Origin of the sequence: Nonomuraea terrae (assembly GCF_004348995.1) — a bacterium.
GTDB classification, from domain to species: Bacteria; Actinomycetota; Actinomycetes; order Streptosporangiales; family Streptosporangiaceae; genus Nonomuraea; species Nonomuraea terrae.
The window spans coordinates 1-14,108 of record NZ_SMKQ01000225.1 but is presented as its reverse complement, the minus strand read 5'-3'; the positions used below and the strand labels follow the sequence as shown (position 1 = coordinate 14,108).

The window sequence follows — 14,108 nt, the reverse complement described above, 5'->3', positions numbered from 1 at the left end:
GGTGGCGGTGTGACCGCTCGGTACGGCCGGACAGACCGTGGCCTGCCTGCGCAGTACAGCGCGGGAAATCCAGCGATTCGGACCGCATCTCGTCAAGGAACTGCCGTAGCGGCGCGAGGCCCTCATGTCGGCACGGTACAACCGTTTCGGCGCTCGCGCCGCCCAATCGCCGACCCGGCGCCCACGTGGGCGGGTCAGAGCCCCATCGCGGCCATCCGTTTGTTGTGCTCCTCCTGGAGTTTCGCGAAAAGTCGTGAAATATCGGCCTTACCCTCTTCGAGCGACTCCGTCAGCAACGTCGCCAGCTCCGGCCGCGCCGAGGCCACCTGCTGCCCCTGGCTGAGCGCTTCCCCCACCAGCCGCCGAGCCCACAGCGCCAGCCGCCCGCTCGCCACCGGATCCGCCTCGATCGCCGCCCTGACCCGTTCGACCGCGAACTGCGAGCGCCCCTCGTCGACCAGCACCTCGTCGACCAGCCGGGCGATCGAGGGGTCGAGATGCCGTGCCGCCTCCCGGTAGAAGTCGTGCGCGATGCCGTCGCCGACGTACGTCTTGACCAGCGCCTGCAGCCAGTCGGACGGCCGGGTCTGCGCATGCCAGGCTTCCAGCGCCGCGATGAACGGCGCCATCGCCTCGTCGGGATCGGACCCCAGCTCGGTCAGCCGGTCGCGCAGCAGGCGGAAATGGGCGTACTCGGTCACGGCGAGCTCACTCAGCGCCGCTCTGTCGGCCAGCGAGGGGGCGAGCGTGGCGGCATCCTCGGTCATGCGCGCGTACGCGCTGAGCTCCGCGTAGGCCAGCACACCGAGCAGGTCGACGACTCCAGGAGACTCTTTCATGGAAGGCAGCGTACTTCGGTGAATCTTCGGGAACATACGTAAGCTCGGTCAGCGTTGTGGTATCGAGTACACTGCTCTGTGAAAGTGCGACCGCACTGTGTTAATTCGGGACAACACCCCGATTACCCCCCGTTTCCCCGGGTGCGCGGTCGCTGATGACGCGAGAGGGCTGGCTCTACCGCGAGGACCCACGACAAGGGGCGTTTTCCGCCCGTCGGTCCCGGCAGGCCCGCCTTCATTTGAGACTGAGGCAGGCCACGCTGACGACTTTCCGAGACCTCGGAGTCACACCAGAGATCGCCGACGCCCTCGAGACCGAGGGCATCGTCACGCCGTTTCCGATCCAGGAAATGGCCCTCCCGCTAGCCCTGAGCGGGCAAGACCTCATCGGTCAGGCCCGCACGGGCACGGGAAAGACGTACGCGTTCGGCATCGCGATGCTGCAGAGCATCGGCAAGCCGCGCAAAAACCGGAAGAAGCCCCGCGGTCTGGTCGTCGTGCCGACCCGTGAGCTGGCCGTGCAGGTGAGCGAAGACCTCGTCACCGCCGCCGGCAAGCTCGGGTCGCGCGTCCTGACCGTCTACGGCGGCCGGGCGTACGAGCCGCAGATCGAGGCGCTCAAGGCCGGTGTCGACGTCATCGTCGGCACCCCCGGCCGACTGCTCGACCTGGTCAAGCAGAAGCACCTCGACCTGAGCCAGATCACCTCGCTCGTGCTCGACGAGGCCGACCGCATGCTCGACCTGGGCTTCCTCCCCGACATCGAGCGCATCTTCAAGCTGATCCCGGCGGAACGGCAGACGATGCTGTTCTCCGCCACCATGCCGGGCGAGATCGTCTCGCTGTCCCGCAAATACCTCAACCGTCCGACGCACGTACGCGCCGAGATGGAGAGCGGCGATGGCGAGACCACCCCGCAGGTCCGCCAGATCGTGTGGCGCACCCACCGGATGGACAAGATCGAGATCGTCGCGCGGCTGCTGCAGGCCCAGGGCCGCGGGCTCACCATGGTCTTCTGCGAGACCAAGCGGGCCTGCGACATGGTCGCCGAGCAGCTCGACACCCGCGGCTTCGCGGTCGCGGCCGTCCACGGCGACCTCGGCCAGGGCCAGCGCGAGCAGGCGTTGCGGGCGTTCCGCAACGGCAAGATCGACGTGCTCGTGGCCACCGACGTGGCGGCGCGCGGCATCGACATCGACGACGTCACCCACGTGGTCAACTACGACTGCCCCACCGACGACAAGACCTACGTGCACCGCATCGGCCGCACCGGCCGGGCCGGGCGCACGGGCATCGCGGTCACGTTCGTCGAGTGGGAGGAGCTGACCCGCTGGAAGATGATCAACCAGATGCTCGGGCTGGACTTCGCCGAGCCCGTGGAGACCTACTCCACCTCGCCGCACGTCTACACCGAGCTCGCCATCCCCGAGGGCACCAAGGGCGTCCTGCCCCACGCCGCCCGTTCGCGGGCGGGGTTGTCGGCCGAGCGGATCGAGGACCTCGGTGAGACGGGCAGGATCCGCACGCGTGGCGGGCGCCGCCGCGAGGAACGTGAGGAGCGCGAGGAGCGTCCCTCGCGTACGCCGCGCCAGCGCCGCCGTACACGCGGTGGCAGGGAGCTGGCCGAGACCGTCGAGACGCCGGAGGTGGAGTCCGTGAACACCAAGACGCAGGAGGCGCTCCTGAGCACGGACGAGGTCGAGCAGACGGCCGAGCCGAAGCGCACCCGTACGCGCAGGGGGGCTGCTTCGACGGCCATCGAGCAGGCTCTCGCCGAAGCCCCTGAGGCTCCGGTGACGGGCGGCCGCTCTCGCCGGGCCGCCGACGCGGAGCCTGCGAAGGAGGCGCCGGTGCGGAGCACCCGGTCCCGCCGGGTCGACACCGAGCCGGAGCCGGTCACCGAGCGTCCCGCGGCACCCGCCGTCGAGCGCCCTGCGGCACCCGCCGTCGAGCGCCCTGCGGCACCCGCCGTCGAGCGCCCTGCGGCACCCGCCGTCGAGCGCGCTGAGGCACCCGTCGCCGAGCGCCCTGTGGCGCCTGCCGTCGAGCGTCCCGCGGCGCCCGTCGCCGAGCCGAGCTTCCTGACCACGCCGCCCCCGCCGGCGCGCAAGGAGCCGGAGCGGATCATCCCGCCGAACCCGTTCACGGTGATCTTCCAGTCGCCCGACCTCGCGACGGACGACGACGACATCGCCCCGTCTGCGGCGACCGAGCGCAAGCAGCAGCGCCGCCAGCCTCGCGCCGGCGGTGGCGGTGGCGGTGGCAACCGCCGCCGCACCGGCTGACCGACAACGAAAGGCGCGCGCCCCTGGTGGGTGCGCGCCTTTCGCATGCCCGCCCACCACCGGGTGCGACGCTCCCGCACACGCGAACACCCCCACCGCTACCTCGCCGCTCTGAACCCCGATACCGCCGCCGGATCCCGGCCGATCATCGACACGACGACGGACAGGCGCGGGCGGTGGACAGCCCGGACGTGCGTGCGGCCCGGGGCGGTGATGCCTGCCGGGTACTGGACGGCTCCGCGCGGCTACGGCCCGGCGGCGGTCGCCGCGAAACCGGGCAAGCCGATGCTCACCTGCTGGGCGGGCGGGACCACCAGGCCACCGCCCCCTCCTGGCTGACCGATGGCCTGCCGCTGCCCGGGGGATCCGGTCCGTGCGTCCAGGTCACTCCACGATCTCCCGTCGATGTCGTGGACGCGCAGGGGCCGGGGAGCTCGGCGGGTTGTCCGCGACCGCACGAGCCGTACGCGCTCCTCACGCGGCGCCACGGCCATCACCCCACCCGGAGCACCCTCCAGCTACGCCGGAACCTCAGGAGGCCGCTCAGCGCCGCTCACGAGGCTCTGGAGGCGTTCCTTCTGCTCCGGCGACGGCATGGCGCGGAACCGCGTGGCGGGCCTGAGGTCGAGGTCGCGCAAACCTCACAACTTCCCAGAAGTCGCACCGGTGTAATCACCATGACGGTGTCGAGCCGCTGACCTCTGGGTATTGTTGCCCCACGTGAGTACGCCCCGATTCCTCGACCTGCCTCCCGGTGTTGCGCCGCAGAAGATCGAGACGCCACAGGGCACGTTCGCGGCTCTGGAGGCGCTCCCGGTCAGCGGCGTGGTGGAGCGCTGGCCCGCGCTCCTGGTCCCCGGGCTCACGGGCAGCAAAGAGGACTTCATCGCCGTCCTGATGACCCTGGCCCAGTCGGGGCGGCGGGTGGTGGCCGTCGACCTGCGGGGGCAGTACGAAACTCCGGGCCCCGACGACCCGGCCGCCTACACCTGCGCCGCGCTCGGCGCGGACGTCGACGTGCTGTCCCAGGTCATCGGCGGCGGCGACCCCGTCCACCTGGTGGGCCACTCCTTCGGCGGGCTGGTGGCCAGGGAGGCGGTCATCGACGGGCGCACGAAGTTCGCCTCGTTCACGCTGATGAGCTCGGGCCCCGCGGCCATCGAGGGCCGGCGGGCCCGCAACGGCAGGAAGATCCTCGAAGAGGTGCCCGCGCTCGGCCTGGAGCACATGTGGCAGACCAGGTTCGAGCCCGAGGCGCTGGCCAACGACGTGAGCGACGAGATCAGGGAGTTCCTGCGCAGGCGGCTGCTCAACAACTCCCCGACCGGCCTGACCAGCATGGCCGAGCAGGTGCTGACCATGCGCGACCGCACCGACGAGCTGCGCCAGATCGAGCTGCCGACGCTGGTGCTGTTCGGCGAGCACGACGACGGCTGGCCGCCCGAGGCGCAGTCGGAGATGGCCGCCCGGCTGGGGGCGGAGAGCGTGGTCGTGCCCGGCGCGGTGCACTCCCCCGCCGTGGAGGCGCCGGAGACGACCGCGGCGGCCCTGGTCACCTTCTGGAACGCGGCCGAAAAGCACTACTTGGACGTTAGATCGAGCGCTATGTAATCATCTGTCCACTATGACCGATGAGCTCGTCGCCCAGCCTCCGCAGAGCGCGACCTGGCTGGTTCATCTCGATCGTTCGATGTGGGTCGGCGGCGTACGCGGGCTCATGCTCCAGGCCCTCCATCCGCGGGCCATGCTGGGCGTCTGGCAGAACTCCACCTTCCAGGAGGATCCGCTCGGACGGCTGCGCCGTACGGCCGACTTCGTGGAGCGGGTGACGTTCGGCAGCCCGGAGGAGGCCGAGGAGATCGGCCGGCGGGTCCGCGGCATCCATCGGGCCATGCGCATCCGCGATCCCGAGACCGGCCGCGCGCATCGGGTCGACGATCCGGAGCTGCTGCTGTGGGTGCACTGCGCGGAGGTGTCGTCGTACCTGGAGGTGGCCAGGCGGGGCGGGGTGCGGCTCACCGAACGCCAGGCCGACCGGTACCTCGCCGAGCAGCGCAGGAGCGCCGCGTACGTCGGCCTGCATCCCGACGACGTGCCCGGCACGTGCGCCGAGCTGGACGCCTACTTCAAACAGATGCGGCCGCGGTTGCGCGTGACGCCGGAGGCGGCCTCGACCGTGCGGTTCCTCATGTGGCCGCGGCTGCCGCGCCACCTCAGGATGCTGGCGCCGGTCAAACCCGTCTGGTTCCCGTTCGGCGCGCTCTGCTACTACACGCTCCCCGGCTGGGCCCGGCGCATGTACGGCGCGCTGCCCGAAGTGCCCGAAGCGGCGGTCACGGCCGCGCTGAAGGCGTTCCGGCTGGGCGTGAACGCGCTGCCCGAGCCCATCCACGAACGCGCCTTCATGCCCGCCACCCGGCAGATGCTGCGGGCCTCCAGGGAACGCCTCGGCGCGGCCGGCTACGACCTCAGCGGAGGGCTCAGGGGCCTGACCGATCCCCGTCGCCGGCCGCGGGCCGCCGTCTGACGGGCAGCACGGCGGTCCCCGCCAGCACGGCCGCCGACACCGCGGCCATCGTCCACGCGCTCGCCTCCAGGCCGCCTCCGCCGGTCAGCACGCCGAGCAGGGAGGACGCGGTGGCGGCGCCGACGTACCTGGACGCCTGGAAGAAGCCCACGGCGGCGCCGGTGTCGCGGCGGTCGGCGTGCACGAAGACGAGCGAGTTGAGCGCGTACTGGCCGAAGGCCGCGGCCGCCCCCAGCACCGAGGCGGCGGCCAGCACCGGCGCAACGGCGGCGGACACGGCCAGCAGGCACGAGCCGAGCAGCAGCAGCGCGGCGCCGGTCACCAGCACGGTCCGCATGCCCGCGCGGCCGGCCAGGGCCACCGCGACCGGCGTCATGACGATGCCCAGCCCGGCCAGCGGCAGCACGAGCAGGCCCGCGACATGCGCCGGCACGCCCGCCGTCTGCTGCGCCCACAACGGCACCGCGAAGAACGCGACGTAGAAGACCACGTTGGTGAGGGCGAACTGGACGCACGTGGCCAGCAGGCGGGGCCGCAGCCGGGGCAGCGGCGGCCGGCCGGCCCCGTCGGCGCGTACGCGGGGCAACCAGCGCAGCGCGACGACGAACGCCACCACCGCGAGCGGCACGTTGACCAGGAAGATCGCCCGCCACCCCCACAGCCCGATCAGCACCCCGCCGAGCACGGGACCGAGGGCGGCGCTCGCGGTGAGCACCATCGAGATCGTGGCGATCACGCGCGGCGGCGGCCGGCCGTCCTCGCCGGGCATCACGGCCTGCACGATCGCCATCCCGGCGGGCATCGTCGCGCAGCTCCCGAACGCCTGCAGCAGCCGCACGACCACCAGCATCGGGTACGTCGGCGCCAGCGCGGCCAGCACGCCGGTCACCGCCATCGTCACGAGCCCGCCGCAGAACACCAGCCGTGGCCCGAACCTGTCGGCCAGGGTGCCCATCACCGGCGGCGCCAGGATGCCGGTGAGGTAGAACCCGGCGGCGAGCCACGTCACGGCCGCGATCCCGACGTCGAACTCGGCCTCGATGTGCGCCAGCGCGATCGCGATCATGGAGGAGTTGAGCGGGTTGAACAGGGAGCCCAGCGCCACCGCGGCCGGTAATCGGTCTCTCACATGTGATCCATAACCCCTGATGTCGCCAGGAAACGGATCAGAGGCCGCCGCCGAGGGTCCCCCAACGCCGTGCCGTCATCCGCCCCGGAGAACGTGGGCACGGCGGTGGGTCACTCGGCCAGGGCGTCCCACGGGCGGCGCTCGGGCCCGGCCGCCTGGCCCTCGGCGCAGTGGCGGCGGAAGTCGCACCAGGAGCAGAGCGGCCCGGGGTTGGGCGGGAACAGCTCGTCGATCTCGGCGGGCACCGGCGCGGGGCCGGCGGGGGGCCCCTCACGGGACGGGCGGCCGGGCGCGGGCGGCACGACCTCGCGGTAACGCTCGTCGGCCGCCGCGGCCTCGGTGGCGACCTCCTCGGCGCGGCGCAGGTGGCGTTCGAGGGACTCGCCGGTGTGCCGCCACTCGACAATCTCGCCGGTGGGCAGGTGGTGCAGCTCGACCGTACGGCAGGGGGCGCGCATCACCGCGGACGCCGCCACGGCGTAGACGGCCAGGGCGAGCGAGGAACGGGCGTCGTCCTGCGTCAGGGGACGGCGGCCGGTCTTGTAGTCGACCACGACCAGCTCGTCGCCGCGCCGGTCGAGCCGGTCGATGCGGCCGGACACGGCGATGACCTTGGTACGGGTGGCGACGGTGCGCTCGACGCCCACCGGGTCATCCGCCGGATCCAAAGTCGCGACATATCCGGACACGAGGTCGCGGGCGCGGCTCAGCCACCGGCCGGACTGCTCGGCGTCCTTGAACCCCTCGGTGATCCACCCGTTGGTGAGCAGGATGGACGCCGTGAGCGGGGTGCGGCGTTCGTACGGCTCGCGCCACCAGCCCGCCAGCGCGTTGTGCACGCTCGCGCCGACGCTGTTGTGCGCCCACGCCGGGCCCTTGGCCGGCTGCGGCCGGTCGAGGTAGGTGAACCGGTAGCGGCGGCGGCAGTCGAGCCAGGCGTTCAACCGCGACGGCGTGCAGGAATAGAGCCGCCGCGGCATCCCCTCCAGGGGCAACTGGGTGGGATTCATCTGGCCTCGCAGAGTAAGGCGGTCGCCGGGTGCCGCCGCCTCGCGCTCCGGTGTCTCACCTAGTCGTCGCCGAGCTTGATGCCGGAGATCTTGGTGCCGTCGGTCAGCGGGCCCTCGGACTCGTCGTCGGCGGCGGCCGTGCGGGTCAGCGAACCGGACACCCAGTCGTCGAAGTGGGGCTCCAGGTCTGCGATCGTCACCTCTTCGCCGTGGGCCGGCAGCACCCGCGTCTCGCCGGGCAGCGTGAACAGCCGCCCGCCGATCGAGGTCAGCTGGTCGGCCAGGGCGGGGTACTCGCCGCCCAGCCTGCCGGGGCCGTCGGCCTGCAGGGCCTCGCCGCTGAAGACGACCTTGAGCGCCTCGCAGTAGAGCGACACGCCGCCGGGCGTGACGCCGGGCGTCTCCATGACGTCGAGCTGGACGTCGGCGACCTCGAAGATGCCGTCGTCCTCCATGTCGATGTCGGGCCAGGTCTCCCGCCAGGTCTCCCGCCACAGCGGCTTGTCCTTGGGGTGCAGGGCGATCACGGCCTCGTCTCTGCTGGCCACCTCGATGGCGGCCGAGACGTGGTCGGGCAGGCCCGCCGTGCAGATGACGGCCAGCACCTCCCGCTCGCCCACCTGCTCCAGGATCTTCTCGGCGTCTCGCGCCGCGTCGATGACGATCACCTCGTCGTCGTCGCCCACGATCCAGGTGTTGTTCTCGACCTTCTGATCGGTGCCGTCGATGTCGACGACGCCCTCGGTCACCACTCGCTCGATACGCGCTGTCACGCCTCCGAACTCTAGCTCCTCTACCTGAGAGCGCGAATCGCATACGCCGTGATCAAGCGTTCCGCTAGCACAATTCAGGCCCGGTCATGACAATTGCTTTCCGTGAGCGATCAACGCCAGCAAATCGGTCCGTATCGGCTCGTACGCACGCTTGGGCAAGGCGGCATGGGGATCGTCTACCTGGCTCATGACGCGGATTTCCGCCTGGTGGCGTTGAAGGTGTTGCGCCCCGAGCTGGCCGCGGACGCCGACTTCCGCAGACGCTTCACCAGGGAGGCCGAGGCCGCGCGCAGGGTGGCGCGCTTCTGCACGGCGCCGGTGCTGGCGGCGGGGATCGACGGGGAGATCGCCTATCTCGTCACGGAATACGTGGACGGACCGGATCTGGCGTCGGTGATCGGGGCGCAGGGCCCGATGAACGGCGCCAACCTGGAGGCGCTGGCGGTGGGCGTCGCCACGGCGCTGGCGGCCATCCATCAGGCGGGGGTGGTGCACGGCGACCTCAAACCGTCCAACATCCTGCTGAGCGCGGTGGGGCCGCGGGTCATCGACTTCGGCATCGCCCGCCTGTCCGGGTCCGCCGACACGACGCAGTCGGCCGTCGTCATGGGCACGCCGCCCTACATGGCCCCCGAGCAGGCCGACGGCCGGCCCGCCACTGCGGCGAGCGACGTGTTCGCCTGGGGCGGTGTGATGGCCTACGCGGGAGCGGGCCGGCCGCCGTTCGGCGCCGGGCCCGCGCCGCAGGTGCTCTACCGGGTGGTGCACCACGTGCCCCGGCTCGACGGCCTCGACGAACGGCTGCGCCCCCTGGTGGAGCAGGCGCTGGACAAGGACCCGGCCCGCCGGCCCACCGCCCAGCAACTCCTGGACCGGCTGCTCGGACGGGAGTCGGCCACGCCCGCGCTGGCCACGCGGATGGTGAGCGACTCCTGGACGCCGCTCCTGCCCGCCCCGCAGGCGCCGCCGGCCCGTCGGCTCCGCGTGGCGCCGGTGGTCGCGGTGGCGCTCGCCTTGCTGGTCACAGCCGCCACGTTGGTGGCCTGGCGGCCGTGGGATCGCCCCACGACGGCGCAGCCGCAGACGAGCGCGACCACCACGGTCACCGCGACCGTCACCGCCGACCCGCCTCCTCCCCCGGCGACCGGCAACCCGTCAGCGACCGGCTCCACCACCGACTCGACCACCGACTCGACCACCGACTCGACCACCGGCCCGACGACCGGCCCGACGACCGGCCCGACGACCGGCTCGACGGCCGGTGAGCGGCCGGCACGGCCCGCCGGCGACGGCAAGGCGCTCGCCGAAAGCGACACCTTCGTCACCAACGTGTACGACGCCAGCGTGCCGGTGCACGTCAGGATCCTCTCCCTGGCACGCAAGGGTGAGGAGGTGACGCTGCGGTGGACGCTCAGGAACGACTCTCCCTCGGGCGACGAGGTGACCCTGCTCGTGCTGATGAAAGGCACGTCGGAGTTCGACCTCCAGGGCACCAGCCTGCTCCCCGCGGGCTCCGGCGAGCCCATCCATCCGCAGCTGCGCAGCGGCGCCTGCGCGTGTTCCCGGTGGGACTCCCTCACCAGCGTCCCCGCCGGGAAGACTCACACGTTCCATGCGATCTTCGGCGTGCCCCGGGACGTCAGGACGGCCGAGGTCGACCTGATGCTGCTCGGACGCTTCCCTGGCATCCCGATCAGCGGTCGGTGACCTGGTCTTCGAGCCTCGGGGAGAAGGCCCCGAACGGCACGTCCAGCTCGTGGTCGCGCACGTCCAGCAGCGACAGCTCGGCCAGCGCGATCACGCAGCCCGCGTCGGCCGGCCAGGCGATGGCCCACAGCCAGTTGCCGAGCGCCTCACCGGCGTAGACCGCGCGGTCGGGCTGCCCGTCGACGCACCACAGGGCGGTGGGATGGCCGAGCACGTCGATCTTCGCGTTCGGCGGGCCCGCGTCGAACCCCTCACCGGGGTCGGGGCCGCGGAGACCGGCGAAGGCCGCGCCCAGCCCGATGCCCGGCTCCTCGGCGACGAGGATCAGGTCGGCGGGCCCCTCCGTGAGAGAAGGACCGCTCAACGCGACCAGGCTGGCACGGGATCCGGTGCGTTTGTCGCCCACCTCGCCGAACCCGGTCACCAGCCAGCCGGCGGGCAGCGGCCACGGCAGCCAGACCGGCACGACCGAGCTCTTGCGGATCGCCTCGAGCGCGGTGCTGCTCGGGGGCCACGGGGGCTGGTAGGGCAGGACGTCTCCGTGCGTGCCGCAACGAAACGCACTCGACCAGGCGCTCGGCCCGTGAAGCGGGCCAAAACACCGTGGGCAGGTTGGTGCCGCTCTCACAACTACCCACGGTGCGTGCTCCGGCGCGGCCCCGTCAAGGGTGCTCCGCGTTATCCCGCCGTAATCTTGGTCACGTGCGGGTAAATTGTGTGGGCGCGATCGTCTTCGACGCGGCCGGTCGGCTGCTCCTGATCAAGCGCGGCCATCCGCCCGGAATGGGGCTGTGGTCCCTCCCCGGAGGCCGCCTGGAGCCGGGCGAGAGCGACGAGGCCGGCGTGCGCCGCGAGGTCCTTGAGGAGACCGGGCTGCGGGTGGAGGTGGGCCGCCTGGCCGGCACGGTCGACCGTCCGGGGCCGGGCGGGGTGACGTACGTGATCCGCGACTATCTCGCCACCGTCTCCGCCGGCACGCCCACGCCCGGGGACGACGCCGCCGACGTGCGCTGGTGCGCCAGGGACGACCTGGCTCGCCTTCCGCTGTCGGAAGGGCTGCTGGAGTCGCTGACCGGCTGGGGCGTGCTCCCGCCTGGTTAGGCGAGGTTCGCGGCGCCGCTCGCCCGGCCTCGGCCGACCGTACGCGTGACGATCGGTCGCGGCGCCGCCCGCCTTACACACCGGGTCTATCTGCTCGACGACAGGCTTGAGGTCCACAGGATCAGGTGGTCGGCGCTGTAGGTCGTGGACCGGCCGAGCGCCACGACCTCCGAGCCGTTCACCGCCACCGCCGACAGCCACTGTGAGCCCTGGCCCGCCAGGCGGTCCTGGGTGAGCGCCATGCGGTTCCACGACAGGCCGTCAGGAGACGTCCAGGCCGCGCTGTCGCCCTCGCCGGACACGCCGTGCCAGCCGACGGCGACCAGGCCCTCGCCGGCCGCCGCCAGGTCGTACACGGCCGCCGCCTGCTCCGCCGGCAGCCAGGCCGTCCGCCAGCTCTCGCCCTCGTCGTCGGAGACCGCGGCGAACGCGCGCCGCGCCCCGCCTGTCACGGCGGTGCCGATCGCCACCAATTTGTCCTGATAAATCGTGATCCGTCGTAGGCCGGCCGACGTGGCGTCCGGCGGGGTCACCCGCGGGCGCGCGCTCCAGTTCAGGCCGTCCTCCGAGAACCACACCACGCTGGTCTCCCGGTCGGCGCCGCCCGAGCCGCCCACCGCCACGTACCCGCCGGGAATGGCGACCGCGTCGTGGACGCGCACCCCCGCGCCACGCTGCGGCAGCCGCTCGGAACGGGTGTACGTGCGCGTGTCCCGCGTGAACCACACCTCGGCCGAGGACACGCCCGCCTGGTCCCTGGACTCGCCCGCGACCACGTAGCCGTCCTCTCCCGCCGTGACCACGTCGGCCCGCAGGTACGGCAGGTCCGCCGCGCGCGCCAGGTCGCCCTTGACGTCCACCTTCCGCCATTTCTCGCCGTCCGCGGAGGTGACGAGGAGGGGGTCGGTGAAGGAGACGTTCGCCGCGGTGCCGCCGACGGCGAGCCAGCCCCGGCGGCCGTGCGCCACGTCCTCCAGCGTCTGCCTGCCGGGGCCGCCCAGGCTCATGGACTTCCAGCTCTGCCAGTTCCTGATCGTCCACAGACCCGCGTCGCCCGAGGCCGAGCCGACGGCGACGTACCGGCCGCCGGAGCTCGCGAGGGCGTTCGTCTCGCGGGCGATCCTGGTCAGGCCCTCGACCTCGCCGAGCGGCACGCGCTCCGCCTTGCCGCGCTGGGGCGCGGCCAGCAGGACGAGCTGGTTGTCCACGTCGGAGGCTGCCTGGTCGCCGCCGGCCAGCAGGGTGCCGCCGGCCGCGATCGTGAACCCGCGCAGCGTGGCGCCCGGCAGGTCGCCGAGGTCGGCCCGCTTGTCCCACGAGCTGCCGTCGGTGCTGGTCAGCACGGAGTAGCGGCCGAGGCCGGTCTGCGCGATCGCCGCGACGCCGGACTGGTGGGAGATCAGCGACTCCACGCCGACGCTCTCGCCGCCGAGCCCGCCGATGGAGCCGCACTGCGACCACTCCGCCCCGGTCGACGAGCAGTAGACGCGTACGTCGCCCTCGGCCGTGCGCCGCCGGGCCGGCACCAGTACGAACCGCTTCGACAACACCGCCACCGTGCCCGCGCGCGGCTCCGCCTCGGGGAGCTGGAAGCCGGTCGCCTGCCAGGTACGCCCGCCGTCTGCCGAGCGCAGCACCCGCGATCCCTCGCCGATCGCGGGTACCCCGATGGCCACGACCGTGTCGCCCCTGGCCACCACTGCCTTGAGCTCCCGTACTCCCAGCTCCCTGGTCTCTGTGCGCTCCCAGGTCCGGCCGTCGCCCGAGCGCCACGCGGCCGGCAACGAGCCGCCGTCCTCGCCGGTCGCGCGCCCCACCGCGACGAAACCGGACGCCGTGCGCGCGATGTCGTGGATCTGGTCGCCTGCCCGGAACGCGGCCGACCCTGACGCCTCCACGGCCGTCCAGGTGCGGCCGTCGGGGCTGGTCCACAGGCCGCGCCCGCCGGACGTGCCGTCGCCGCCGCTGGCCAGCCAGCGCCCGTCGCCGCCCACCACGCGCCGGACCGTGGGCGTCGAGGCGCCGTTCACCTGGCCGAGCCGCCAGGTCTCGCCCCCGTCGGGGGAGAACAGGAACAGCGGGCGCGGGGTGGGGCTGGTCGTGTCGCTGCCGACCGCCACCACCATGCGGCCCACCGAGGTCATGTCGTTGAGCTTCTGGTCGGCGCCGTCGCCCGCGGCCGGGACGGTGAACAGCTCGTCCCCCGACCGGCCGGTGCCCGCCGCCAGGCGCACGGCTGGGCTGTCCTCGCCGGTCCACTGCCACACGAGCACGCCGGTGCCCGCCAGGACGGCCGCGGCCACGGTCAGCACCACGGGGACGGCCCTGCTGCCCCGGCGTACCGGGCTGGACCTGCGGACGGCGGCGGGGGCGGGGCCGCGCTCGTGCCGGCCGCCCTGCGGGCGCGGCGGGCCGGTGGCGACGAGCAGGTCCGGCCGTGTGGGCCGGCCCGCCGGAGGCCGCCCGACCCGCCGCACCTCGGGCTCGCTCTCGGGGGTCTCGTCCGGGCGCGGGCGTTCCTCGACGGGAAACACCAGCCGGTACGGCGGCGTCCGGCTCCCGGACGCGTCCCGCTCGGCCGGCCCCACCTCTGCCGGCCCCACCTCTGCCGGCCCCACCTCGGACGCGGCCCGGTCGGATCCGGTGGTCGCCGGCGGACGGCCGGGTCCGGCGGTCGCCGGGGGTCGGCCGGGGTCGGCGGTCGCCGGCGGTCGGTCGGGGTCGGCGGAGAGGGGGC

11 protein-coding genes are annotated in these 14,108 nt (G+C 72.9%); 5 read left to right on the top strand and 6 right to left on the bottom strand.

From position 1 onward, the window contains the following. Nucleotides 1-194 precede the first annotated feature (194 nt). Nucleotides 195-839: a ferritin-like fold-containing protein gene (locus E1286_RS40140; protein ID WP_132621432.1), complete on the bottom strand. Its 645-nt coding sequence runs from the start codon at nucleotides 837-839 to the stop codon at nucleotides 195-197. 350 nt (nucleotides 840-1,189) lie between these two features. Here E1286_RS40140 and E1286_RS40135 point away from each other — a divergent pair, with 350 nt between their 5' ends. The 3 genes from E1286_RS40135 (at nucleotide 1,190) to E1286_RS40125 (ending at nucleotide 5,651) form a co-directional block, all read left to right on the top strand. Continuing rightward, entirely contained in the window at nucleotides 1,190-3,124 is a 1,935-nt protein-coding gene (locus tag E1286_RS40135; RefSeq protein WP_246075570.1) for a DEAD/DEAH box helicase, read from the top strand. A gap of 720 nt (nucleotides 3,125-3,844) precedes the next feature. Then, entirely contained in the window at nucleotides 3,845-4,735 is an 891-nt protein-coding gene (locus E1286_RS40130; protein ID WP_132621428.1) for an alpha/beta fold hydrolase, read from the top strand. A 13-nt stretch (nucleotides 4,736-4,748) separates the two neighbouring features. Next, complete coding sequence (locus E1286_RS40125; RefSeq protein WP_132621426.1) at nucleotides 4,749-5,651, top strand: oxygenase MpaB family protein; 903 nt, start codon at nucleotides 4,749-4,751, stop codon at nucleotides 5,649-5,651. Here the strand turns inward: E1286_RS40125 and E1286_RS40120 are convergent. The 3 genes from E1286_RS40120 to E1286_RS40110 form a co-directional block, all read right to left on the bottom strand. Next, nucleotides 5,605-6,780, bottom strand: coding sequence for an MFS transporter (locus E1286_RS40120; protein WP_132621424.1), 1,176 nt, complete (start codon nucleotides 6,778-6,780; stop codon nucleotides 5,605-5,607). The genes E1286_RS40125 and E1286_RS40120 overlap by 47 nt on opposite strands. 110 nt (nucleotides 6,781-6,890) lie before the next feature. Continuing rightward, a complete protein-coding gene (locus tag E1286_RS40115; RefSeq protein WP_132621422.1) occupies nucleotides 6,891-7,790 on the bottom strand; it encodes a RecB family exonuclease in 900 nt (299 codons plus the stop codon). A gap of 59 nt (nucleotides 7,791-7,849) precedes the next feature. Further along, nucleotides 7,850-8,563: an MBL fold metallo-hydrolase gene (locus E1286_RS40110; protein WP_165970131.1), complete on the bottom strand. Its 714-nt coding sequence runs from the start codon at nucleotides 8,561-8,563 to the stop codon at nucleotides 7,850-7,852. 102 nt (nucleotides 8,564-8,665) lie between these two features. Between E1286_RS40110 and E1286_RS40105 the strand changes: the two genes are divergently transcribed. Further along, on the top strand, nucleotides 8,666-10,270 hold the full coding sequence (locus E1286_RS40105) for a serine/threonine-protein kinase (protein WP_281282835.1): 1,605 nt from the start codon (nucleotides 8,666-8,668) through the stop codon (nucleotides 10,268-10,270). Here the strand turns inward: E1286_RS40105 and E1286_RS40100 are convergent. Continuing rightward, nucleotides 10,257-10,898 carry a DUF6758 family protein gene (locus E1286_RS40100; RefSeq protein ID WP_165970130.1) on the bottom strand — a complete coding sequence of 214 codons (642 nt, stop codon included), beginning with the start codon at nucleotides 10,896-10,898 and terminating at the stop codon, nucleotides 10,257-10,259. The genes E1286_RS40105 and E1286_RS40100 overlap by 14 nt on opposite strands. Before the next feature lie 74 nt (nucleotides 10,899-10,972). Here E1286_RS40100 and E1286_RS40095 point away from each other — a divergent pair, with 74 nt between their 5' ends. After that, complete coding sequence (locus E1286_RS40095; protein WP_132621418.1) at nucleotides 10,973-11,371, top strand: NUDIX hydrolase; 399 nt, start codon at nucleotides 10,973-10,975, stop codon at nucleotides 11,369-11,371. Between the two features lie 86 nt (nucleotides 11,372-11,457). Here E1286_RS40095 and E1286_RS40090 read toward each other — a convergent pair. Then, the coding region (locus tag E1286_RS40090) for a beta propeller repeat protein (RefSeq protein WP_484213925.1) at nucleotides 11,458-14,108 on the bottom strand (2,651 nt) is incomplete at its 5' end.

Coding starts and splice junctions, on each gene's coding strand:
- E1286_RS40125 (WP_132621426.1), top strand. CDS start 4,749: ATGACCGATGAGCTCGTCGCCCAGCCTCCGCAGAGCGCGACCTGGCTG.
- E1286_RS40140 (WP_132621432.1), bottom strand. CDS start 839: ATGAAAGAGTCTCCTGGAGTCGTCGACCTGCTCGGTGTGCTGGCCTAC.
- E1286_RS40135 (WP_246075570.1), top strand. CDS start 1,190: ATGGCCCTCCCGCTAGCCCTGAGCGGGCAAGACCTCATCGGTCAGGCC.
- E1286_RS40115 (WP_132621422.1), bottom strand. CDS start 7,790: ATGAATCCCACCCAGTTGCCCCTGGAGGGGATGCCGCGGCGGCTCTAT.